The sequence below is a fragment of the Enterobacter sp. 241F3 genome (genome assembly GCF_034106785.1).
GTDB lineage: Bacteria > Pseudomonadota > Gammaproteobacteria > Enterobacterales > Enterobacteriaceae > Enterobacter > Enterobacter vonholyi.
On record NZ_JAWNDD010000006.1, the window covers coordinates 95,661 to 120,386 of the forward strand.

The following is a 24,726-nucleotide window of genomic DNA, read 5'->3' on the forward strand; positions in this document are numbered from 1 at the left end:
AGACTCTACGACTATGGATACCCGTCACCCACCCGTTCGTTTCTCGCAGCGTCTGATCAGCTGGATTGTCTGCGGCCTGATGGTCTGGCAGCCGATGGCACCTGCCGTCGCGGCGGCGCTCACGCCGGCCGGACAGGCCACGGTCGATCGGGCGGGGAACGGGGTGCCGGTCGTCAACATCGCCACGCCCAACGGGGCGGGTATCTCGCATAACCAGTTCGGTGAGTATAACGTCGGCAAAGAGGGGCTTATCCTCAATAACGGCACGGACCGTTTAACCCAGACCCAACTGGGCGGGCTTATCCAGAACAACCCCAACCTGCAGGCCGGGCGGGAAGCGAAAGGCATTATCAACGAAGTCACGGGCGCCAGCCGCTCGCAGCTGCAGGGCTACACGGAAGTCGCCGGTAAAGCAGCAAACGTTATGGTGGCCAACCCGTACGGCATTACCTGTAACGGGTGCGGATTTATCAACACCCCGAACGTCACCCTGACCACGGGGAAACCGCAGTTCGACGTCAGCGGTAACCTGCTGGCGCTGGAGGTGACGAAAGGGGCCATCACGGTTGAAGGCCAGGGGCTGGACGCCAGTAAAAGCGACGCGCTGTCGATTATTGCGCGCGCAACGGAAGTGAACGCCGCGATCCACGCGAACGACCTGACGGTGACCGCAGGGGCGAACCGCGTGGGGGCAGACGGCAGCGTCAGGCCGATTGCCGGTGAGGGCGCCGCGCCCGTGGTGGCCGTGGATACCGGCGCGCTCGGCGGGATGTATGCGAACCGTATTCGCCTGGTCTCCAGCGAGACGGGCGTGGGGGTGAACCTCGGCAACCTCACCGCGCGCCAGGGCGACATTCAGCTGGACGCGGGCGGGAAACTGACGGTCACGAACAGCCTGGCCAGCGGCTCGATTAGCGCGAACGGCGCGGGGGTGGCCCTCAGCGGCAGCCATCAGGCCGGGGGGGCGCTGAACGTGGCCAGCTCGCGGGATGTGGAGCTCAGTAACAGCACGCTCGCCAGCCAGGCCGATATGCGCCTTTCCGCTGCGGGGAAAGTGCAGACGACGGGCGGCGGGACAAACAGCGCGGGCGCGCTATCGGTGAGCAGCGGGCAGGGGATGACGCTCAGCAATACCTCCCTGGTCTCCCGCGGTGCGGCGACTCTGGACAGTAAAGATACCCTGACCGTAAACGGCGGCGGCGTGTCGGCACAGGGCGGGGCGCTAACCGTCACGAGCAAACAGGGAATGGCGCTTGCGGATGCGACTCTGACAGGCCAGGCCGACACCACGCTGTCCACCGGCGGCAGCCTGACGCAGCGCGGCGGCAGCGTCACCAGCAAAGGCGCGCTCAGCGTGGCGGCCGGGAAGGATATCACCCTGACGAATACCCGCAGCGGGAGCGATACCCGCGCGACGCTCAGCAGCGGCGGCACGCTGTCCTCCACGGCCAGCGCGGTCTCGGCAGGAGAAAATCTGGCCCTGAGCGGCGGGCAAATAGTCCTGGACGGCCAGAGCCGGGCCGATGCCGCGGGCGACGTCCGCCTGACGGGCAGCGCCGTCAGTAACCAGGGGCAGGTGAATGCGGGGCGTGACATTGCGCTCTCCGGCGACAGGGTGTCCAGCAGCGGCCAGCTGGCGGCGAAAGGCCGCCTTGACGTGAACGCGGGAGAGCTGACGAACGGCGGCACGGCGCAGGGTAACGACGTCACCCTGAAGGGGCAGACGGTCACTAACAGCGGTACCCTGCAGAGCGCCGGCAACCTGGCGCTGAGCGCCGGTACCCTGGAGCAGCGGGGCACGCTCAGCGCGAAAGGCAACGCGAACGTCACGGCGCAGCAGACCCTGCGTAACAGCGGCAGCCTGCTGGCTGACGGCGCGATGCGCGTGACGGCAGACGCGCTTGAGCAGAACGGCACCCTGTCCGGCGCGACGGCGCTGACGGCGCAGGCCGGTACCCTGACCAGCGGTCAGGCGTCCCGCACCACCAGTCAGGGCAATGTTCAGATTACCGCGACCCGCAGCGCCAGCCTGAACGGGCAGACGGACGCGGCGGGGGCATTAACCGTCAGCACCGGCGACCTGACCACCGGCCAGGATGCGCATCTGCAGAGCGGGCAGGGGCTTACCCTGCAGGCGAAGAATGCCGCGCTGAACGGCACGCAGGCGGCGAAAGGGGCTCTGTCGGTGACGGCGGGCACCCTTGCGCACGCCGGGAAATCCACCGGTAACGCGCTGAGTTTTAACGCAACCAGCGACCTGACCAGCGGCGGCGAGCTCACCGCCGACACCCTCAGCCTCAGTGGACAGAACATCCTCCAGTCCGGCGTCGCAAAAGCGGACCGCATGACCCTGACGGCCCCCGGGCGCATCACCAGCAGCGGTACGCTGGTTGCCGGTACGCTGGCGCTGGACGGTGCCTCGGTGGAGAACGGCGGGCTGCTGCAGGGGACCACCCAGCTCGACCTGAAGACCGGGTCGCTCACGAACCTCGCCGGCGGGTCTGTCTACAGCGCGCAGGATTTAACGCTGAACGTTCCGGTGCTGGCCAACAGCGGGCTTATCACCACCGACGGCACGCTGCGCATTAAAGGCGACACACTGACAAACCAGGGTGAAATTAACGGCGTCAGCCTGAGCAGCGACTACCTCAGCCTGACCAACAGCGGACGCCTGCTGGCGGACGACCGGCTCACCCTGAACGGCACTGCGTTTACTAACGCGGGCAATATTGCGGCCGGCGACCTGCACATCACGGCGGACAGCCTGCAGAACCAGGGCACCGTCGGGGGGGACTCGGCGCTGACGCTCGGCGTGGCAGACCTCACTAACCGGGGCGCGCTGCGCAGCGGCGGAACGCTCACGCTTAACGGTGAAACGCTGGCCAACAGCGGCGAGCTCAGCGCCACCGCGCTGCTGCTGAACCTGACCCGCCAGGCCAGCAACGATGCCGACGGGCGGGTGATTGCCCGGGACGGCCTGACGCTGACCGCCGCCAGCCTGACGAACGGCGGCCTGATGGCCGGTACTGACGCGCAGTTTAACAGCGCGTCGGTGACCAACGGCGGCACGCTGCAGGGGACCCGTTCCCTGACGGCGACCGGGGCACAGCTCAGCAACCTGCAGGCGGGCATGCTGCTCTCCGGCGGCGCGCTCGGCCTGCGCCACACCACCCTGACCAACGCCGGGCTGCTGCAGGGCAACACCCTGAACCTGGCCACCGGCGAGTGGATGAATACCGGCAACGCGCTGGGGGAAGCGGGCGTGACGGCGGCGGTGACCGGCACGCTGACCAACAGCGGCAAGGTGCTCAGCCAGCAGGCGCTGGACGTCCAGGCCGGCAGGACCGATAACCGGGGCCAGCTGCTGGCGAAAGTGCTGACCCTGCGGGGCGACCTGCAGAACAGCGGCCTGCTTCAGGGCAGCAGCACGCTGGCCTGGTCCGGCAACACCTTCACGAACCAGCCTCAGGGCCAGGTGACGGGCGGCGAGACCCTGACGCTCAGCGGACAAACGCTGAGCAACGCGGGCAGCCTGCAGGGGCGCCGCGCGACGCTGGACGCCGCGAGCCTGAATAACCAGGGCAGCGTTCAGGCGCTGGACGCCCTGACGCTTTCCGCGACCGGCAGGCTGGATAACACCGGCGCCCTGCTCAGCCAGAACCTGTTCACGCTGACGGCGGCCCAGCTGTTCAACGACGGCCAGCTGGCCGGGAAGGCGCTGACGGTGAACGCCGCGCAGCTGACCAACACCGGCATGCTGCAGGGCAACGACACGCTGGCGCTGACCACCCGCGCGCTGAGCAACGGCGCCACCGGGCAGCTGATTAGCGGCAGTTCTCTGGACCTGTCCCTCGACATGCTCGATAACGCCGGCCTGCTGCTGGTGAACGGCGGGTTTACCCTGCGGGGCAGCGACCTGACGAACCGGGGCGATATTCAGGCGCAGGACCTGGATTTGGGCCTGAGCAGTGCCCTGACCAGCACGGGGAACATCGTTGCCACCGGAGATGCCGCGCTTCACGCGACAACGCTGACCAGCAGCGGCACGGTGGCGGGCAAAACGCTGACAGCTGGCGCGACGGAGCTGCGCAACAGCGGCCTGATGCAGGGCAGCAGCGCGGTTAACGCCGCCGCCGACCGCTTTATCAACGAGCTGAACGGCAAATGGCTCTCCGGCGGCGGCTTCACGCTGACGGGGGGAGAGCTGACGAACGCCGGTACGCTGCAGGGCGCGACGCTGGGCATGACCGGCACCACCCTCACCAACAGCGGCACGGTGAACGGGCAGACGGGACTCAGCGGCACGCTCGGCGGGGCGTTAACGAATACCGGGCTGCTGCAGAGCGGCGGCACGACTGCCTTCACTGCGGATACCCTGGCGAACCCGGGGCGCATCACAGGCGGTACGCTGTCCCTCACCGCCCGCGAGATGAACAACGGCGGGCTGATGCAGGGAACGAATGGCCTGGCGCTCACCGGGACCACGCTGACCACGGGCGCGGCCTCGCGCACCCTCTCCGGCGGCATGCTGACGCTGGACGCAGGCCAGTTGGTTACGCAGGGCACGCTGCAGGGGAACGGCGCGGACATCCGCGCCACCGGCGACTGGACGCACGGCGGGTCCCTGCTCAGCCAGGGAGCGCTGACGGCCACGACCGGCGGCACGCTGACCTCAGCCGGCTCGCTGATGAGCCAGGGGCGGGCGGATATCACCGCACAGACGCTGGACAACCGCGGGCAGCTCCTCAGCGAGGGGGATGTGACGCTCGGCGGCAGCACGCTTAAAAACAGCGGCACCGTGCAGGGGAACACCCTCACGCTGCATCAGAACAGCATTAACAACCAGGGCACGCTGACCGGCCTGCAGAGCCTGACCGTTCAGGGGGAGCAGCGGCTGATGGCGCGCATGGCGATGGCCGCGCCGCAGCAGGCGCTGATTAACGGCGCAGGCGGCAGGCTTCTCACTCAGGGCGTGCTGACCATGGCATCCGGCACGGTGACCAACGCCGGGAGCTGGCAGGCGCAGAACATTCTGCTTAACGCGCAGTCGCTCACCAACAGCGGCACGGTGCAGAGCGCCGACGGGCTGCAGATGACGCTGGCCGACACGCTCACCGGAACCGCGGGCAGTAAGATCACCGCGCTGGGTGCGGCGACGCTGCAGGCCGCGACGCTGGCGAACCAGGGGCAGTGGGCGGCGAAAAACCTGACGCTGACGGGCGGCACGCTCAGCAACAGCGGCGCCATCAGCGGCGTGAATGGCCTGACCCTCAGCCAGACCGGCGCGGTCAGCCAGCAGTCTGGCGGCACCCTGCTGTCCGGCGGGGCGCTGAACGTCACGGCGGCCTCCGTCACCAGCGACGGCAAAATGCAGGGGGGCACGCTCGGCATCACCACCGGGGCGCTCACCAACGGCGGACGTCTGCAGGGCGATAACGGCGCGACGCTGGCCCTCAGCGGGACGCTCACCAACAGCAGCGGAGGCGAAATCGTCAGCCGCGATGCGCTGACGCTGACCACGCCCGCGCTGTTTAACTACGGCCTGATTCAGGGCGGCGGCGAGACGCGCGTGACAGCCTCCTCGCAGGCGCGTAACGACGGCAGGCTGCTCTCCGGCGCGCGCCTGACGCTCGGCACGCCGCAGTTCACCGGCACCGGCTGGCTGCAGGCCACCGACCTGATACTCAATGCGGCAAACGCCACCAACGGCGGCACGTGGGTGGCCGACCGGGCCACGCTGACCGGCACCGCGTTTGCCAGCCAGGGCACCACCCAGGCGGGACAGCTGACGGTTAACTACGGCCAGCTGAACAACAGCGGCACGCTGCTCGGCAACGCGCAGCTGAACATCAATGCCGACCAGGTAATCCAGAGCGCGGGCGGCAGGCTGCTGAGCGGCGGCAACCTGTGGCTGCAGAGCCGGGGGCTGGACCTGACCGGCCAGCTGGTGTCCCTGGGGGACTTAACGCTGCAGCTGACGAACGCGTTTACCAGCCGGACCGCCGTGGCGGCAGGCCGAACCCTGACCATCAGCAGCGGCGGCGACATCGATAACCGCAGCGTGCTGCAGGGGCAGGCGGTTAACCTCAGCGCGGGCGGGCAGCTCAGCAACAACGGACAAATCACCACCGGCGGCGGCACCAGCACGCTCTCCGGCAGCAATGTGGCGCTGAACGCCGCGGGCTCGGTGCAGGGCGGGGGCGACATCACCATTGCCAGTAGGGGCAATATTACCGTCGACGGCTTCACCGGCACGCGCGGCTCGCTGACCCTCAGCGCGCCGGGCTCCATCGTTAATACCGCGCTGCTGTACGCGGCGAATAATCTGGCGCTGTTTGCCGACAGCATCACTAACCAGCGCGGCGACATCATGGCGGGGAACAACCTGTGGATGCAGCGGGATGCGGCGGGGAATGCGAACAGCCAGGTGGTGAACACGTCGGGGAATATTGAGACGCAGGGGGGTGATATTGCGATCAGAACGGGGCATTTGCTGAATACCCGTGATGGACTTTCGGTAAATAGCTGGACGGAGACTTCACAACTGGCTGAAAACGTCGGTGATGCAACGATTGAACTGCTTGTCCTGAGTCTCCCTTCAACGTCTTACAGAATCAGCAATACGAAAACCAAAGGATATCGCAACTGTACTTGTGCAATTGAGTACGATATTTACAGTTCATCTTTTGTTCCTACCGCAGAGAGCAGCCAAATGCGCTTTGCTGGCTCAGTGGTACATCTTGATGTAAGTGCGAGCGGTGGCGCGGGGCGCATCGCTTCCGGGCGCGATTTGGTTATCAATGCTGGTACTCTGGAAAATAAATCAAGTCAAATACTGAGTGAACGTAACGCATCTCTTTCAGGCTCGCAGCTGAACAATGAGAGCTATCAATCGGGAACAACGGGGACTTTTTATAATTATAAGTATCTCAGTTCTACTGGGGGTTCATCTTCGGAATCGGGATATCCTGGACCAAAAGCTAACTCGACCTTTATTTATGAGTTACAAGGTCTGACGACTGAATCTGTGGAGGGCGAAACCTTACGCGCCGTCATCCAGGCGGGCGGCAACGTCACCGCAAACTTCACCAGCAACATCAGCAACACTAATACCACCGCTAACGCGGGCGGCGTCAGCAACGTTATCTCCACCCCGTCGCTGAACACCCTCAGCAACCAGACCATCGGCAGCGGCGTGCAAAAACAGGGGCTGAACGCTACCGGCACCGTGGCGGTGAACTCGCCGCAGTGGAACGATCGGCTCCAGGGCGCGCTGCAGCAGCTTAACGGCGGCGGCGCGCTGGAAAACGGCGGCGCGTCCGGCACGCTTCTCAGCAACATTGCCACCACGCAGAAAGGCAACGCGAACCTCGGCCAACTGGGCGCGCTGGCGAACGCCGGGGTCACCACCGCCGATCTCCGAACCGCTCAGGGCGGCGCCGTCGGGCATTATCAGGGCCAGCGCGTCGATACCAGCGCTTACCCGCTGCCGTCGGGCAACAACGGCTATTTTGTCTTCTCCGACAACCCGAAAAGCCCGTACCTGATCAGCATCAACCCGAAACTGAACGGTCTCGGACAGCTTGATCCCGCCCTGTTTGCCGACCTGAACGCGATGCTCGGGATCAAACCGTCGTCCACTGCGCCGCAGGAGACGCGGCTGGCGTTTACGGACGAGAAGCAGTTCCTCGGCTCGTCTTACATGCTGGGCCGCCTCAACCTGAACCCGGACTACGATTACCGCTTCCTCGGCGATGCGGCGTTCGATACCCGCTACGTTTCCAACGTGGTGCTCAACCAGACCGGTAACCGTTACCTGAACGGTATCGGCTCCGATCTGGATCAGATGCGCTACCTGATGGACAACGCCGCGGCGGCGCAGCAGTCGCTGGGCCTGCAGTTTGGCGTCTCGCTGACCGCCGATCAGATTGCCGCGCTCGACCACAGCCTGCTGTGGTGGGAGAAAGCCACCGTCAACGGCGAAACGGTGATGGTACCGAAACTCTACCTGTCGCCGAAGGACGTCACCGTCAACAACGGCAGCGTGATCGCAGGCAACAACGTCACCCTGAAGGGCGGCAGCATCACCAACGGCGGCAGCACGCTGCTGGCGAAAAACAGCCTGACGCTCGACAGCCAGAACAGCATCAGCAACCTCAGCAACGGCCTGATGAAAGCGGGCGGCGACCTGAACCTGAGCGCCATCGGCGATATCAATAACATCAGCTCCACCATCAGCGGCAAAACGATCGCGCTGGAGAGCCTGGACGGCAGCATCAATAACCTGACCCAGGTTGAGCAGATTGATATCAACGCCGGCGGGAAGTACGGCAACATCGGCCTGAAAGACACCCTGCTGGGCAACACGGCATCGATTACCGCGCAGGATGGTCTGTCCCTTGAGGCGGGGAAAAACATCACCGTTACCGGGGCGAACCTGGCCTCCGGCGGCGATATGCTGCTGAACGCGTGGGGCGATATTGCCGTCAACGCGAATCAGATCAACGACGCATTCAGCTCCAGCCGGGCGAAAACCAGCCGTTCGTCCGTCACGTATCAGGGCAGTAACGTCACCGCGGGCGGCAACCTGCTGGTGAACGCCGGGCACAACCTTGACGTGACCGCCAGCGACCTGAAGGCGGGCGGCAGCGCGGGGCTGAGCGCGGGCAACGATCTCAACCTGAACGCGGAGCAAACCAGCGAAAGCAGCCGTAAAGGGAAAAGCGAGTCCCACAGCACCGGGCTCGACCGCACCACGATTTCCGCAGGCGATAACCTGGTCCTGAAGGCCGGGCAGGATATCAACGCTCAGGCCGCCGCGCTGGCGGCGGAGAAAAGCGTCGGGCTGCAGGCGGGTCGCGACGTGAATCTGGCGGCGGAAGAGACCACGCAGGGCGACAGCTATAGGTCAGGCAAGAAAACCGTCATCAACGAATCGGTACGCCAGCAGGGAACCGAGATCGCCAGCGGGGCGAATACCCAAATCCTCGCCGGGCGCGATGTCACCACCGAAGCCGCGCAGGTGACGGCGAAGGGCGATATCGGCGTGGCGGCAGGCCGTGACGTCAATCTCAATACCGCAACCGAAAGCGACTATCACTACAAAGAGCAGACCAAAACCAAAAAAGGGTTCCTGAGCAAGAAAACCACCCACACCATCGAGGAGAACAGCGCGACGCGTGAATCTGGCTCATTGCTGAGCGGTGACAACGTGCAGGTGGTTGCGGGCAATAACCTGTTGGTGTCAGGCTCCGCCGTGGCGGGCGATGGCGACGTGCAGCTTAAGGCGGGCAACAACGTTGATATTGTGGCGGCCACGAACAGCGATACCTCCTGGCGCTTTAAGGAAGAGAAAAAATCCGGCCTGATGGGCTCGGGCGGGATTGGCTTCACCATCGGCAGCAGCAAAAGCACGCACGATCTCCGTGAGAAGGGCACCACCCAGAGTCAGAGCTTCAGTACGGTGGGTTCGACGGGGGGGAGCGTTGATATCGCCGCCGGTAATCAGCTGCATGTGGGCGGCGCGGATCTGGTGGCTGGCAAAAATATGGCGCTCACCGGTGACAGCGTGGTGATCGAGCCGGGTCATGACAAACGCGCCCGCGATGAGAAGTTTGAACAAAAATCCAGTGGCCTGACGGTGGCTCTGTCTGGCGTAGTGGGTAGCGCAATCAACAGCGCTGTTACCACTGCACAGGAGGCGTCTAAAGAAAGTGATGGACGTCTGGCTGCCCTACAGGCAACGAAAGCGACACTTTCGGGCGTACAGGCAGCGCAGGGAGCGGTTGTTGCCCAGCAGACTGGCGATCCGGCGAACGGATTTGGTGTCAGCCTCTCTCTGACTAGCCAGAAATCGAAATCTCAGCAGCATGCCGAGAGCGACACGGTAGCGGGCAGCACGATCAATGCCGGAAACGATCTTTCCATTACCGCCACGGGCAAAGGTAAGAGTGCGAATAGTGGCGATATCCTGATCGGCGGTAGTCAGCTGAAAGCGGGCGGTGACGCCGCGCTGAATGCTGAAAACGACATCCTGCTGACGGGAGCGGCCAACACGCAGAAAACCACCGGCAAAAACAGCAGCAGTGGTGGTGGTGTGGGCGTAAGTATTGGGGGCGGCAGCGGCGGGATGGGGATCAGTGTCTTCGCCAATGTGAATGCGTCTAAAGGTAATGAAAAAGGTAACGGCACCGCCTGGACCGAAACCACGCTGGACAGCGGCGGCACGTTCTCCATGACCAGCGGTAGAGATGCCATTCTGAACGGGGCGCAGGTCAACGGTGAGAAGATTGTCGCTGATATTGGCCGCGATCTTTTGGTGAGTAGTCAGCAGGACAATAATGATTACAAATCTAAGCAGACCAGCGCAGCGGCGGGCGGCAGCTTCACCTTCGGCAGTATGACTGGCTCCGGTTACATCAGTGCCAGTCAGGACAAGATGAAGAGCACGTACGACTCCGTTCAAGAGCAGACGGGGTTGTTTGCCGGTAATGGTGGATTTGACGTCACGGTTGGCCGTCATACGCAGCTGGATGGCGCGGTTATTGCCTCCACGGCGACGGCTGACAAAAATTCGTTGGACACGGGAACGCTGGGCTTTAGCGACCTTCACAACGAGGCGGATTATAAGGTCAGCCATACGGGTGTGAGCCTCAGTGGGAGCGGTAGTTTTGGCGATACGTTTAAAGGCAAAATGCCGGGCGGCATGATTTCAGGCGCAAGCCACAGCGGTCATGCGGAAGGTACCACCCAGGCAGCGGTGGCTGACGGCACCATTATCGTTCGCGATCGGGATAATCAGAAGCAGGATGTGGCAAACCTGAGCCGCGATACCGAACATGCTAATGACAACATCAGCCCAATCTTCGACAAGGAGAAAGAGCAAAATCGCCTGAAAGCAGTCGGGCTTATCAGTGATATCGGCAGCCAGGCGGCGGATATCGCGCGGACACAGGGAGCGATAGCGGCACGTAATGCCATGACCGATCCAGAGGCGCTGAAGGCGGCCAAAGAGAAGCTGAAATCGGAAGGTAATGCTAACCCAAGTGATAAGCAAATCGTGAATCAGGCTGGCCAGACGGCAATGGAGAAGTACGGTACAGGCAGCGATATTCAGCGCGGTATTCAGGCGGCAACGGCGGCACTTCAGGGACTGGCGGGCGGTAATATTGCGGGTGCCTTGGCAGGCGCGTCGGCGCCTGAGCTGGCGCATCTGCTTAAAGCAACCGAAGGCGATCCAACCGTCAATACCGTTGCGCACGCAATTCTGGGCGGCGCGGTGGCGGCTCTTCAGGGTAACAGCGCCGCTGCGGGAGCTGCAGGGGCGGCAACGGGCGAGCTAGCTGCGCATGCTATAGCCAGCCTGCTCTATCCGGATGTTAAAGACCTGTCGAAACTGAGCGAAGATCAAAAGCAGACGGTCATTACTTTGGCATCAATATCGGCGGGGATGGCTGGAGGAATTGCGGGGAATAAGACGGTCTCGACAGCAACGGGTGCACAAAGCGGGAAGAATGCGGCTGAGAATAATGCCAATTCTTTCCCTCTACCTGATGGTCTGGCCAAATATATGACTTCTGCAGGCTCATTGAACAATTATGCGGAAGCCAAAGGTGCATCTGCGGATGAAAAGCAGGCCATGATGAATAAGCTGGCAAAAGGAGACTTGCCTGAAAATCAGCAACCCGCTACCGGGCTGGTTAAAGCATGGGGTGCGGGTATGTCAAGTGTAGTTGCTCCAGCACTATTACCTGGAGCGGCAACGGCAGGATCCGTCGTGGCTTCTGGAATGATTGGTGGCACAGCAAATGTGTGGTCTCAATTAAACACTAATGAACCCTTCAGCGTAACCGACGCACTTATAGCAACAGGGGTTAGTGGATTAACACAAGGTCGTGGGTTCTGGTTTACAGAAGGTGCGAGTATGGCTGGTGCTTATGCGGGGGCTGTGTTGCAAGGGAAAGATCCGCTTGCTCCAACTGTTGGCGCAGGATTTGGAACTTTAGCGGGGGCGGGAATAGGTAAGGGATATGAGAAATTGCAAAATTACTTCCCGCAATATTCTTTGCCAAAATATACTAGTACTATTACCGAAGCTGTTGGTTCCGAATTTATTGGTAGCTACGCCCAAGCTTTAACTGAAAAACTACAAAAAAACCAGAGTAGCAATAAATGATGATTAATCCGCGACTAAAACTTTTCTTATTACTGGTATTACTCTGGATGTCAGGTCTCTTTATCACTATGGCTGCAGGCCGTCTGCTAATTGCAGCGGCCTCGTATCTCTTCCTTAATGATTTTGATTTCAAGTGGAGCGACTTGATTACTGCGCTCAAAATCTCTGTAGGCGCAGGGTTCATCATTGGAGGGGGGCAGTCCCTGCAGGTGAAAGAGAAAAAATGAAAATTTCATTTTACTGGGCTTTAAAAGAAGAGAATGCGGCCTACCCCAGCCTCTCCACCCTCGTCTCCCCCTCCGCCATAGACAGCTGATACAGCGAAAACGATCGCTGCTTCTCAATCAACTGCGCCAGCTCCGGCGAGTGGCTGGTGAGCCAGATCTGCGAGTAGCGGCTGGCCTCGGCGATTAAGCTCGCCAGGGCAGGCAGCATCTGCGGGTGCAGGCTGTTTTCCGGTTCGTTCAGCGCGATAAACGCCGGTGGGCGCGGGCTTAACAGCGCTACCGCCAGGCACAGAAAGCGCAGTGTGCCGTCGGAGAACTCCGCCGGTTCCAGCGGCCTGCTCAGCCCCTCCCGCTGCATCATCATGCGAAAACGTCCGCCGGTGTTGTCGCTGTAAAACACGCAGCCGGGGAAGGCCTGGTCGAGGATGCGCATCAGCAGCAGCTCGTCGCCAATCTCGACGATAGTCTGAAACGCGGCCGCCAGGTTTGCACCGTCGCTGGCCAGCACCGGGGAACGGAAACCGACCTGCGGGGCCCGCATCGCCGAGCCGATTGATACAGAAAACTCATGATAAAAGCGCCAGTTACGCAGGGACTCGCGCATCTGCGACACTTCCGGGTAAAGGTGCGGTTCGCCGAGCTGGCCGAATACCGATTCGTTCTCGTACAGCGTACCGCTGTGGGTCACCTTCTCGTGATGCACGTTGTTCAGAAACACCGCCTGGTTCTTACGCTTCATCAGCTGTGACGAAGGACGACGGTGCTGGCCGCTCAGCCAGATGGACTCCTCTTTGATCACCGGGTCGAGCTGAAACTGCGAGGGATAGGGCAGCTTCTCCACAAACCCGACCTGCAGCTCGTATTCGTAGGTCTCTGTTTCTACCGCGAGGTTCATCCGCCGCAGCTGGTCGCTGCGGGTTTTACCTGCCCAGAACACCTTCAGAATACCACCCTCGTTCGCCAGCGCCTGGGAAAACTGCCCCTGGGCGGCGCTGTGCATCAGGTGTATCGCCTTGTAGATATTTGATTTTCCGGTGCCGTTCGGCCCGAAGACGATATTAAGCTGCTCCAGCTCCAGCGACATCTCGCGGATGGAGCGGTAGTTTTGAATGTGCAGGGTGTTGATCACAGGCAGGCCCCTTTCGCAGAATAAGCCTGTATATAATCACAGTCTTTGAGATGAAATGCAAAAAAGAGACGACAGTGAGGATGTCGTCTAAACGGGGTACTGCTTTGGGCCTCTATGGGTCAATGGGGCCTTCGCATTTTTTTCATCACTTGACTGCCAGACGCAGACCCAAATCATCAGGATAGGGATCAAAGTAGTTTTGCGTCATCAGATACCGGTCGGGGTATTCGGCCAGGTAGTGCTTCAGCAGCGTGATCGGGGCGAGGATTGGCAACTGTCCGTTGCGATAGTGCAGGATCACGTCGCGCAGCTCGCCGCGCTGGCGGGTGTTAAGCTGGTTACGAAAATACCCCTGAATATGCATCAGCACGTTGGTGTGATTCTTCCGCGAGGCGGGTTTTTTCAGGATGGTCATCAGCTTTTCCCGGTACGCCACGAAGAAGGCGTCCAGGTCTTCCCACTCGTGCAGCGAGGCAACGAACGGGCCGATTTCACGGTAACCCGCCTGATGGTGCGCCAGCAGCTGGAGTTTGTAACGGCTGTGGAAGTCCAGCAGCGCGCGGCGCGTGAGGCCATTTTTACGCAGCGTGTTCAGTTCGTGCAGGGCAAAAACACGTTCGACAAAGTTTTCCCGCAGCACCGGATCGTGCAGGCGTCCATCCTCTTCCACGGGCAGCCACGGCCAGGTTTCAAGGAGGGCAGCGGTGAACAGTCCGACCCCCTCCTTGCGGCCCCGGTTGCCGTTTTCATCGTACAGCCGCACGCGTTCCAGGCCGCAGCTTGGGGATTTTGCACAGACGATAAATCCCGACAGATCGCCGATTTTTGGCAGATAGTCCGCCGTAAAGTCGGCCATTTTCTGCGTGAGGTCATCATGAGGCGGCTTGCTAAAACGGAGCTGCGTTTCGCCGCTTTCCGTCAGCGTCAGGCGTATGGCCGGGCGAGGCGTCGGCAGACCGATGGCCATCTCCGGGCAGACGGGCCTGAAATTCACCCACTGGGCCAGCTCATCCATGACGAAGCCCATACGCTTGTGTCCGCCGTCAAAGCGAACGGCGGATCCGGTCAAACATCCGCTAATACCCAGCACTGGTTTCGTCGTCATGGTGTAGTCCTCCCGTTCATATAATTAAAACTTACACAACATGACTAATTTGTCCAAGTATTCGCGGAACTATTTTTTTTATTCCTTTAGAATCAATGCGCCTTAGCTGCCTTTATAGGTCGAGTAACCGTACTGGCTCAGCAGAAGCGGGATGTGCAGCTTCTCGTTGGTGCGGGTCACGGTAAACAGCACCGGGATCTCCGGGAAGAAGGAGTCCAGTTTTTTGCCGTGGAAGTACTCTGCGGTTTTGAAGGTCACTTTATACACGCCAGGCTGCATGTCCTGGTCCTGCGGATAGAGTGATTTGATGCGTCCGTCCTGGTCAGTTTTACCGCTGGCGATCGGGGTCCATTTGTCCTGCTGCTGCTTTTCCAGCGTGACGGTGACGCCCGGTGGAGGCGTGCCGGTTTGCTGGTCGAGGATGTGTACGCTCAAGGTGCCAGCAGGAGCGGCGCTAAAGGCGGCAGGGGTAAAGGCCATCGCGGCCAGCATCAGCAGAGGGGCAGTTTTTTTCATGGTGTTTTCCTGTGGAGTTATAGGTCACAGGAAAACGTTAGCATCTGCGGCGCGGGAAAATATTCAACTTTTCGTGAAGATTCCCGCAGGAGAAAATTATCAGAGGATAATTACTTCAAGCGATACCTGCTGCTGCCACTGCTCCACCTGCTTTTTCCGCGCGGCGGTGAGCTTGCCGCTGGTGACCAGCAGCCATTTCCGCTCCGGGAAAATTTCCGGTGCCAGCGCGTCAGGCGGAACCGGCAGGATGTCGATGCGGTGGCCCTGGCCGGTGCGCGTTAGGGCTTCGAGCCAGATCTCGCACGGGTCGTTCAGGTGCCAGCCGCTGAGCAGAATATTATCGCCCGGCGCTTTTTTATCGCCTTCGAGGCAAAACGAGGTGTAGGCCATGATGATGCCGTCGAGGATCGCGCGCAGGGTCATGGCGGCGGCGACGTTGGCCGAGACCTGGCTGCGCAGCGGGCGCAGCACGTTCGCGACCAGCTCTGGCCTTGGGTACTCGCGTCCGGCGTCGTAAATCATCTGGCGCAGGGACTCGACTTTGCCGTCCTGCAGGCGTTGCAGCATGTTCTGCTGGAGGGTTTGCCAGTTGTTGGTCCGTCCCGGCGTCGGGCGTTCCAGCAGCGGTTTGACCTGGCCGATCGGGACGCCTTTTTTGACCCAGTCGAGGATTTTGAGCGCCTGCTGGACGTCCTCATCGCTGTACTGGCGGTGGCCGCCTTCCGTGCGCTGTGGCTTGAGTAAACCATAGCGACGCTGCCACGCCCGCAGGGTGGTGGCGGTGATGCCGCTGAGTCTGGCGAATTCGCCGATGGAGTAAGCCATGTCCGTGTCCAGAGTGGAGGAATACTCTCAATATACTACGAATTTTCCCGAACGGGATGAAGCGCCGAAACGGTGCACTACACTTAACATCCAACCGCGCAAATGAAAGGAATTCTCATGAAGCTATGGCCCGTTGTGACCGGTGTTGCGATTGCTTTGACGCTGGTCGCCTGTAAATCCCCCACGCCGCCGAAAGGCGTGCAGCCTATTACCAACTTCGAAGCCAGCCGCTATCTCGGCAAATGGTACGAAGTCGCCCGTCTGGAAAACCGCTTTGAGCGCGGGCTGGAGCAGGTGACGGCGACCTACGGCGAGCGCAGCGACGGCGGCATCAGCGTGCTTAATCGGGGCTACGATCCGGTGAAGAACAAGTGGAATGAGAGCGAAGGCAAAGCGTACTTCACCGGCGAGCCGACCACGGCCGCGCTGAAGGTGTCGTTCTTCGGCCCGTTCTACGGTGGCTATAACGTCATCAGGCTGGACGATAAGTACCAGTACGCGCTGGTGAGCGGCCCGAACCGCGATTACCTGTGGATCCTGTCGCGCACGCCAACCATCCCGGATGCGGTGAAGCAGGATTACCTGAACACCGCGCGCAGTCTGGGCTTCCGGGTTGACCAGCTGGTGTGGGTGAAGCAGTAGCCCCTACTGGTAGGAAAACGTAATGCTGGCCAGCGCGTTGGCCGAGCCGGGGACCAGTTCACCGGTTCGGATGTACCGCGCCTGGAACGGTAACGTGAGCGTTTGTGCCGCCGTGGTACTCTGGATAAAGAACTGGCCGGTCGCACCCGCGGCCGAGCTGTCCGGCCCCATCATCAGCGGCCCGCTGCCGTTGTAGAAAAACTGCACCCCAACGCCGGACGCCGTGGAGTCTCCGGTCAGCGTCACCACCGACGAGGTGTTCGACGGCGTGGTCTGATCGGTCATCACCGCGTGAACCGCCACGTTCGCGTCGCAGGTCAGGCCGACGGTAAACGTCCCTGATGGCGACGTGCTTCCTACCGTGGGCAGGGTGCGAATATCAATGGTGCCCAGCGCCACGCTGGCGTTTTTGCTGCCGACCGTACACCCGCTGGCGGTCACCGTGATGGTGGTCGGGCTGATAATCACCTGCGCCGTTTTTGTCTCGTTGTTATAGGCGGTGAGCACCGCGGCGTTGATGGTCGGGATCTGATAGACGCCGGATTTAAGGGCGGCACCGGTTTTAATAAAGGTGACCTTTGCTGACCATCCCAGATCCTGGGCAAACCCACTGGTGCCCTCTGCCGGGTAGCTTTGCGTGATACCGGTCTGCAGGGGAATATATTGTGTACTCTTAAAATCCTTCAGCCCGATGATATATCCCACGCCCGGTACGCCGGTCTCAAAAATGGTGTAATTCGCGCCGTCGACGGTGACCGTCGCACCGCTTGAGATGGCGCTGCTGCTGGGCTGCAGCGTGCCTTTGTTGCAGGTAAAAATAAGCCCGCACCAGAACACCTGCTGCACGCTGGCGGTGGCGCTCCAGGTTGAGCCGATAATGCTGCCCGGCACCACGGAGTCCGCTGGCCCGCTGTAGGTCATCGGCTGAGGGGAGAGCGTAATATCCGATTTCCAGTCCAGCGCCTGTACGCTGGCGCAGAAAAGTAATCCGCTGAGAAGAAACGCTAAACGCATCATAGATACTCCGTTGTCCAGGTGGCGAGGGCTGACACATCACCGGCGCTCACCGGCGTAGCGGTGGCAACCAGCTGCGCGTAGAAGGTCATCTGTACGCTGTCATCCCCCGCGGTTCCGTATGCGGTGGTCTTTGTATTCAGGGGAATGAGTACGCTCTCTTTATCGAGGATTTGCACCGCCACGCCGGTAGCGCCACCGTCGGCAATTTTCAGCAGCTGCGGGTTGGCATCATCCGGCGTTCCGCTGAAGCGAATTTTTACGCCAGCAAAGGTTGGCCCGCACGCTTCAAGCCTGAGCGTGAAGGGCGTTTTGATATTGCTGACGGCCCCGGCACGGCTGAACTGTTTAATACCAATAGTGCCCAGCGGCACGTTCTGCTCCCCGGAGTCCTGCGCCACCACGCAGGTGTTGCCGATCAAATTGCCGGTGACGGAGACCAGCACGTCGTAGCCGCGAACGGGGAGCGTGAAAACCAGCAGCAGCGCAATGCAGCCGATCCGAAGCGTTACTGACATACCACCTCCTGAGAATAAAGACCGGTGCGGGCGCTATAGTTCTGCTTGTTTAAGGCATAGGTAACGGCGCAGCGCTGGCGGTTGCCGCGACCCCACACGGCGTTCAGCGTGCCCTTCTCTGACAAACCGGAGAGATACAGGCTGCCGCCATCGCCGACGATGCCGCTGGTTTTGTCATCATCGAGCGAGACCAGCGTGCCGAAGGGGAGTACGTCGTTGCCGTGACGCACGATAAACATCGCTTTTGCCCCCTGGTGCGTAGCGAAGGTGGCGCGAACCAGGGCGCCATCGGTAGGCGTTTTGTTGGCGATGGCGTTTTCCAGCTCCACGTCGTTGCCAGCGGTCGTCACGTCCAGCGCGACCTGGTTAACGCGGTACGGCGTGGCGTACGGGATCACCGCGTAGCCACGGCCGTCCGTTTTGATGCCCTTATGGTTAAGCACGGCGACGTTGCTGGCTCCCGGGGCTTTCACCAGAATGTTGGTGTTCCCGAGCGGCTGGCTCAGCGTCAGGCCATCTTCATGCACTACCGCGCCGCCGCTGATGCCGTAGCTGAGGTTGCGGGAGTCGCTGGCGTAGCTGTAGCCCAGGTTGTAGTCTCCCCACGCGCCTTCGTACTGCAGGGTGGCATCGCCGCCGTAGTGCTGCTGCGCGCTGTAGCGCTGGTTGACGCTATAGAACAGATTCTCCTCGCCCGGCAGGTAGCCGCTCACGCCCGTGCTGGCGGTTGTACCGGTGGAGTCCGCATGGGATGTGGTAAAGCGCGCACGGGTCGACAGCGTCGGGTTGCCCAGCGGGACCGACATCGACATCGACAGGATGTTATCTTTCTTGTCGTCGTAAAGGCTCGAGCTTCGCTGAACGCTGACGCCAAGCGACACGTTGCGAAACGTGGCGTTCCACGCAAACTGCAGGCTTTGCGTGGTATTTGATGTGTTCCAGTAGGTCTGCTGATCCCACGACAGTGACAGCGAGCCGTATTCTCCCATCGGCTGCGACAGCAGCAGCTGGTTTTTTGCCTTACGCGACATGCGCAGGTTGTACACGGTGTCGTATTGGGTGGTGACGGTGCCATCGTCTTCCACCGTCTGCTTTGGCGATCCGCCCGACATGCCTTTGTACGTGGTGTCGCTGAGGGTATAAAACCCTTTCGTGGAGTAGCGCAGCGAGAAGAAGTTAACCCGCGTGCCAATGTCGTTCAGCAGCTTGCTGTAGCGCAGGCGCACCGAATCACCGGTATAGTGCCGATCGTCCGCCAGCTGGCTGCGGGCGTGGATCAGGTCGATGGAGTAGGCGCCAAAGCGGCCGAGGTTTTGCCCAAACCCGAGGGCCAGGCCGTTATAGCGATCGGCAAACTGCGCCCCACCGTAAAACGTCAGGCCGTATCGCCAGCCGTAGAACAGCTCGCCCTGCGCGAAAGAGGGCGCGTCCTGATTGCCCGTCGGACGGTATTTCCCGGCGCCCAGGGCATATTTCACCTGTCCGTTACGCACCAGGTTCGGCACGCTGGCAAAGGGAAGCGTGTATTGCGTTTTGCTGCCGTCGTTCTCCTGAATGGTGACCGCCAGATCGCCTCCCGAGGAGGTCGGGTAAAGATCTTTCAGCACGAACGCCCCCGGCGGAACGGAGGTTTGATAGATGATGTTGCCGTTCTGGCGAACCGTGACCGTGGCGTTGCTGCGCGCAATGCCCCGGACTTCAGGAGCATAGCCGCTGAGGCTGGCGGGCAGCATGTTGTCATCGGTTTTCAGGGCGATACCGCGCAGGCCCACGGAGTCGAAAACCTGCGCCGAGGTGTACGTTTCCCCGGCGTACACCTGCGCGCGCAGGGCGTGAATATCGCGCTGCAGCCAGGTCTGCACGTGGGCAAGTTCATTGCTGTCTTTGGTCCACGTGGTGAAATCACGCAGCCGCCACGCGCCCAGGTTGACGCCGCTGTTGAGGCTTGCAAACAGCTGCTGTTCCCGTGTGCGCGTCTCGCCGCGATATTCATTATTCGAACCATTGACCACGTAATTCAGCCACGCGGCAGGAATGCCCGCCTCCCAGCTTTCCGGGCTGACATATCCGCGCGGCAAATTGCGCATCGCACTTTGCGGTACGGTGAAGCTCAGGGTGAGCGTCTTCTGGTCCAGATCAAACTGCGTATCCGCAAACGCCTTCGTTAAGACGATGCAGCGTTGCGCCAGCGGCAGCACTCCGCCCTTCGCCTGATGGCTATCGATGCCCAGCGCGTCGAATTGCTCGGGCGTGAGGCAGGGCAGTGCTTCACCCGTACTGTCTTCAGCAAGGCGGAACGTGACGTTACCTGTGAACGCGTAGTTGGTATTGATATACACGTTGAGGTTGTAATCACCCGGCGGCAACGCGCTCCCGGCGTTGACCCAGGCGAGATCGGCGCTGTTCGCGCTCTCGCCGTTGAGGAATGCGGGGTTAAATTGCAGCTCGCTTTCAGCAGCCACGGCTTGCCGAATCACCAGGGAGATCACCGTGGCGCACAGGATTTTTATTTTCACGTGGTCACGCCTTACTTTTTTTATTGGGATAACGACGCGCGCGTGGCGGGAGTCCATGCCCCGTAATCGTTAATGGTCTGATAGCTCATGCTGCCCGCATGGCTGAAGGTTTCGGCCAGCGTCACGCTGCCTTTCGGGGGCACCATCACCGGCTGCACCGGCATGCCGTCAATTTTCACGTTGATGGTGGTGAGGTAGTACGGCGTGGGGTTGCTGAGCGTAACCTTTCCGGCACGGTAGACACCGGCCAGTTTTTTCCATGCCTCTGCCGGGCTCTCACTGAGTCCTTCTGGGCGATAAAAGACCTTGATGCGGTTAGCCGACGCAAACTGCAGCGTGTTCCCGGAGCCGCTTTTAGCCTGCTGGGGGATGGCTTTGACGGTCATCCAGTAGAGCGTCTCCCGATCCTCTGGCAGGGCTTTGCCGTTAAACATGATTTTTACCGCGCTTTCGCTGGCCGGTTTCATGACGTACAGCGGTGGCGTGATCACGAAGTCGTTGGTGCGTTCGCCTTTCTCATTCTCCATCCAGGACTGGATGAGGAACGTGGCCTCGGGATGGGTGTTTCTCACCTGCATCATGGCCTGGCTGGTGGCGCTGGAGTAGACCATTCGCGTTGCGCCCAATCCCACGCCACCGGCATAGACGGCGGATGAACATAACGCGCCCGCCAGGCAAATCCATGTATTTACGCGCATAGTGTTTCTCCTGAAAGCTAAGACAGGCCCGGCTCGCAGACCGGGCCTGAAGATTACGAATAGGTCACGGTGTAAGTCGCGACGGCGCTGGCATCGCCCGCGGTGGCGCCGCCCTTCGGCGAGTAATATTTCGCGCTGAAGTTCAGTGTGTTGGCACCCTTACGCAGAGGGATGGCCGATGCCGGTTCACCCAGCTTCACCACGTTGCCTTGCTCGTCATAAAGGCGAATAGCCACGTTTTGCGCAGAGTTGGCGCTGCCGTTTGCACCGACGGACAAGCTATTGACATCGGAACCGTCCGGCGTACCGGTGAAGGTGACGGCCACTGTGGTCGCAGCAATCGGGTTCTCTGCCGTTGAGGCTGAGGTATCGGCGATTTCACAATCTTCCAGGGTGATGGCAAACGCTTTTGCCGTGCTGGCTTCACTGCCTGCCGTCTTCAGCGTTGCGGTCCGCACTTCACCCATATCCACGTCAATGTTGGCGCTTCCTGCGCTGATGGCGCAGGCGGAGGTCACCACTTTGCCGCTAAAGTTCACCGTGCCGCCGCTGGTGCCGACAGCCAGCGCCGAGCCCACTGGCAGTACTGCCGCAATAGCGATCGCAAGCAGCGTTTTATTATTGAATTGAGCTTTCATTGTCCTGATTCCATTATGGTGTTATGTCGAGATTTGCTCTGAAAGCAGCAGGTCTAACTGGTTAAAAAGACCAGCAAATCTGTCTTGTTCCTGAGCCCGAGTTTTCTTATCGCTGAGCTTTTTAACGCGCTGACACGACGGTAAGAAAGCTGCTCTGTTTCGGCGATGTAACGCATATCCAGACCCTTTCGCAGTTCCTTCAATACCCTCCATTCACCCGGCGTCAGCGATAACGCCGTGGGTTTTTTTATTGGGCGATAACGGCTATCGACCATTTTTAATACGCTGGCTCGCCAGTGATAAAGCGGGTCCTGTAGCGAGATATAGGCGTCTATTTCACCGCGTATCCACAGCCAGGAATTTGCCGGTGCGGAATACATGCAAATAAGTACGTCGGGATAGAGGACTTTCATCTTCCTGATATATTTCAGGCAATCATATCCCGCGTGATATTTCTCCGTACCGGATAAAAAAATTAAGTCTACCGGTGCGGCCGCGAGTATTGTTTCGATCTCCGCATAATTATCGATCGATGCTGTTATCTGCATGGTCGGGGTGATATTTTTTAATAACGCGGCGATCCCCTGACGCGCAAAGTGATCTCCACCCAATAGCGCGATATTTAAATGACGTGTGTTGTTGAGCTTATTCGCCATGTCATTCCCTCGATTTATAATTGTAATGAGACTCCTCTGTCTGGCAGAGCGATGCCTGTATTTTCGAAGCAATTAAGCATTGCACGGTGTGAGCCCACTATACTCAGGGCGTTAAATAGGTAACCTGAATTAATCTTAATTTGTTTTAAGTACAGTTTAGGTGTGGCGTCAATTTCTCCTCGCTAAACCGGCTTTTGCTTATCTGCCTGTAAATAATCATACCGGTAGTTTTTATTGAAAAGTTAGCTTTAATAAATGTTTTGTAAGGAAATAGTCTGCTGACGTCATGTGATGAGGGTAGTTACTGACGGTAGCTAACAGTTTCGTGGCGAAATTGTTAATTAAGACGACAGCTTTCGAACTGGTTGTAATTTCGAAACCCGCTGGCAGAGAGCGTCCCCTCTGCTTTTTATCAAAAAAACAAATTAAGCACGCTGAATAATTCAGACAACAATGGCTAAAGCGTTCAACGGGCGCCTTTGTCGAGTTTTGTCAGTGTCAAGACGGCTTTAAATGGCGGTTAAGAAAACTTCAGACCGGTCAGATAAAGAGAAAGGAAAAATAAGATTTTTCGCCAGGTGCCAGGATATACAGTTGCGCAATTATCCGTCACATTAAGCCTTACACAGGCGAGGGATACGCAGGTTAACCGTGAAGGGAATCTACTGGAGCAACAGGCGTTGACCGGAGGTATTTAGCCTATTCTATGCATAAGCATTACATTATTAATGGCCTGGTAGAGTTTCACCCAGCCGCCAGCACATTACGCGATCTCAACAATCCTGACCGGGTGGTGGTATTAAATTCCCCGGCGGGCCGCTGTTTGTTGTTATTAATAGAAAGAGTCGGAAGTATTGTGACTCAACAGGAGTGCATGGATATTGTCTGGCAGCGCCGGGGGATGCTGGTTTCGCCTAATACCTATTACCAGAACATTTCTATTCTGCGCAAAGGTCTGAAGAAGGTGGGTTTCGAAACCGATCCAATTGTCACTATCCCGCGCATAGGGCTGACGCTCGCAAGCGATACGCAAATCACTATTAAAGAGATGCAGCCGCAGGCTGAAGAGGAAGAATGTGCTGCTCCGGATGTCTACGAAGAGACCGTCGCCCCGACGGTCTCAAGAAACCGCTTCTGGCTGTCGGGCGCGCTGGTGCTATTGCTGATGCTGGCTGGCGTGAGCGTTATCAGCCATAACCTGCTGCATGACAGCTATTTCGTAGACGGGTACCGCTTCGCGATGAAGATGGGCGAGTGTCAGCTCTATTTTTCTCGCGATATTGAAACGCAGCGCGACAGGGATAAAGCCCTGGCCTATGCCGCCCCGTTTAAGGACCAGTGCGCGAACTATCCCTGGGTGTACGTCAGCGGTTACATCCTGCTGCCCCGTGCATCGGTCATTCGCTGTGACAGACCGATGACGGAACCCAACCGCTGTATGTCCGATTATTTTATAGAGGATCGCTAGTATGGTTCGCTACCGTCAAACGCTTGTTGTGCTCTGCCTGTGCCTGCTGATGGGGGCTGTCGTGGCGGCGTATTACCTCTGGCATCGCCATTACATCCAGCCCTTTTCCTGCCAGGCGAACTTTATTCAGCATCACCGTGATGAAACGCTCTCTCTGTGGCTGAATTACACCGTGGAAGGCAACAGCGGAATACTCAGTATGAATGGCCGGTTGAAAAGCGATCCCACGAAAACCCTGAATCGCAAAGTTTTCTTTCAGATTGAGCGCAAAGACAGCGTCTATAATCTGACGTCTATACGCAATATGAAATTTCCGGACGACTACATCAGCGACAGCTGGCTGGAGAAGTACGAACCTTTATTTTTTATCTATCCGAATAAGAATATTTATATGCGAATTAAGAAACAGCAGAATGAGAATTATTTATTTATTCTGGGAACGCTGCCGACCTATGTGTGCCACACGTCAAAAAACGGATAGCGACAGGGAGAAATGTTTTTAAGTTTTTGCAACCATCATTTATGCTTGATTTAACAGCCAGGACCTATCTTAGGAAAATATAACAGCAACAACAATGTTGCGATAATGTAATTATTCT

General features: G+C 59.4%; 15 protein-coding genes. 5 read left to right on the forward strand and 10 right to left on the reverse strand.

The genetic code is table 11. The annotated features are described in order from the left end of the window. Positions 1-13 precede the first annotated feature (13 nt). Together UR504_RS16285 and UR504_RS16290 are read left to right on the forward strand one after the other, a co-directional pair. The gene (locus tag UR504_RS16285; protein WP_320739903.1) at positions 14-12,175 is read left to right on the forward strand and encodes a hemagglutinin repeat-containing protein; all 12,162 of its coding nucleotides are present in this window, start codon (positions 14-16) and stop codon (positions 12,173-12,175) included. Then, positions 12,172-12,402, forward strand: a complete 231-nt coding sequence (locus UR504_RS16290) for a hypothetical protein (RefSeq protein WP_047651828.1) — start codon at positions 12,172-12,174, stop codon at positions 12,400-12,402. The genes UR504_RS16285 and UR504_RS16290 overlap by 4 nt, the downstream gene beginning before the upstream one ends. A 40-nt stretch (positions 12,403-12,442) precedes the next feature. Here UR504_RS16290 and UR504_RS16295 read toward each other — a convergent pair whose 3' ends face one another. From UR504_RS16295 to UR504_RS16310, 4 genes are all read right to left on the reverse strand, one after another. Beyond that, positions 12,443-13,531, reverse strand: coding sequence for an AAA family ATPase (locus tag UR504_RS16295; protein ID WP_302237162.1), 1,089 nt, complete (start codon positions 13,529-13,531; stop codon positions 12,443-12,445). 145 nt (positions 13,532-13,676) lie between these two features. Next, positions 13,677-14,636: a YbgA family protein gene (locus UR504_RS16300; RefSeq protein WP_111964276.1), complete on the reverse strand. Its 960-nt coding sequence runs from the start codon at positions 14,634-14,636 to the stop codon at positions 13,677-13,679. A 102-nt stretch (positions 14,637-14,738) separates the two neighbouring features. Beyond that, positions 14,739-15,152: a hydroxyisourate hydrolase gene (gene uraH, locus UR504_RS16305; RefSeq protein ID WP_045907932.1), complete on the reverse strand. Its 414-nt coding sequence runs from the start codon at positions 15,150-15,152 to the stop codon at positions 14,739-14,741. A 99-nt stretch (positions 15,153-15,251) separates the two neighbouring features. After that, positions 15,252-15,977: a MerR family transcriptional regulator gene (locus UR504_RS16310; RefSeq protein ID WP_111964278.1), complete on the reverse strand. Its 726-nt coding sequence runs from the start codon at positions 15,975-15,977 to the stop codon at positions 15,252-15,254. A gap of 117 nt (positions 15,978-16,094) precedes the next feature. Between UR504_RS16310 and UR504_RS16315 the strand changes: the two genes are divergently transcribed. Beyond that, positions 16,095-16,619: a lipocalin family protein gene (locus tag UR504_RS16315; RefSeq protein WP_109845916.1), complete on the forward strand. Its 525-nt coding sequence runs from the start codon at positions 16,095-16,097 to the stop codon at positions 16,617-16,619. Between the two features lie 3 nt (positions 16,620-16,622). Here UR504_RS16315 and UR504_RS16320 read toward each other — a convergent pair whose 3' ends face one another. From UR504_RS16320 to UR504_RS16345, 6 genes are read right to left on the reverse strand one after another with little or no spacing between them, the layout of a single operon-like run. Next, entirely contained in the window at positions 16,623-17,633 is a 1,011-nt protein-coding gene (locus tag UR504_RS16320) for a fimbrial protein (protein ID WP_320739946.1), read from the reverse strand. Next, positions 17,633-18,151, reverse strand: coding sequence for a fimbrial protein (locus UR504_RS16325; RefSeq protein WP_111964279.1), 519 nt, complete (start codon positions 18,149-18,151; stop codon positions 17,633-17,635). The genes UR504_RS16320 and UR504_RS16325 overlap by 1 nt, the downstream gene beginning before the upstream one ends. Continuing rightward, positions 18,142-20,667: a fimbria/pilus outer membrane usher protein gene (locus tag UR504_RS16330; protein WP_320739905.1), complete on the reverse strand. Its 2,526-nt coding sequence runs from the start codon at positions 20,665-20,667 to the stop codon at positions 18,142-18,144. The genes UR504_RS16325 and UR504_RS16330 overlap by 10 nt, the downstream gene beginning before the upstream one ends. 20 nt (positions 20,668-20,687) lie before the next feature. Then, positions 20,688-21,365 (reverse strand): molecular chaperone, encoded by a 678-nt coding sequence (locus UR504_RS16335; protein WP_115876729.1) that lies wholly within the window; start codon positions 21,363-21,365, stop codon positions 20,688-20,690. Positions 21,366-21,418: 53 nt separating this feature from the next. After that, a complete protein-coding gene (locus UR504_RS16340; protein WP_320739908.1) occupies positions 21,419-22,003 on the reverse strand; it encodes a fimbrial protein in 585 nt (194 codons plus the stop codon). Positions 22,004-22,056: 53 nt separating this feature from the next. Continuing rightward, positions 22,057-22,659 carry a helix-turn-helix transcriptional regulator gene (locus UR504_RS16345; protein ID WP_115876727.1) on the reverse strand — a complete coding sequence of 201 codons (603 nt, stop codon included), beginning with the start codon at positions 22,657-22,659 and terminating at the stop codon, positions 22,057-22,059. A gap of 706 nt (positions 22,660-23,365) precedes the next feature. Here UR504_RS16345 and UR504_RS16350 point away from each other — a divergent pair. Beyond that, the gene (locus UR504_RS16350) at positions 23,366-24,127 is read left to right on the forward strand and encodes a winged helix-turn-helix domain-containing protein (RefSeq protein WP_127729064.1); all 762 of its coding nucleotides are present in this window, start codon (positions 23,366-23,368) and stop codon (positions 24,125-24,127) included. A gap of 1 nt (position 24,128) precedes the next feature. Then, positions 24,129-24,608 (forward strand): hypothetical protein, encoded by a 480-nt coding sequence (locus tag UR504_RS16355; RefSeq protein ID WP_320739911.1) that lies wholly within the window; start codon positions 24,129-24,131, stop codon positions 24,606-24,608. Positions 24,609-24,726: the final 118 nt, after the last annotated feature.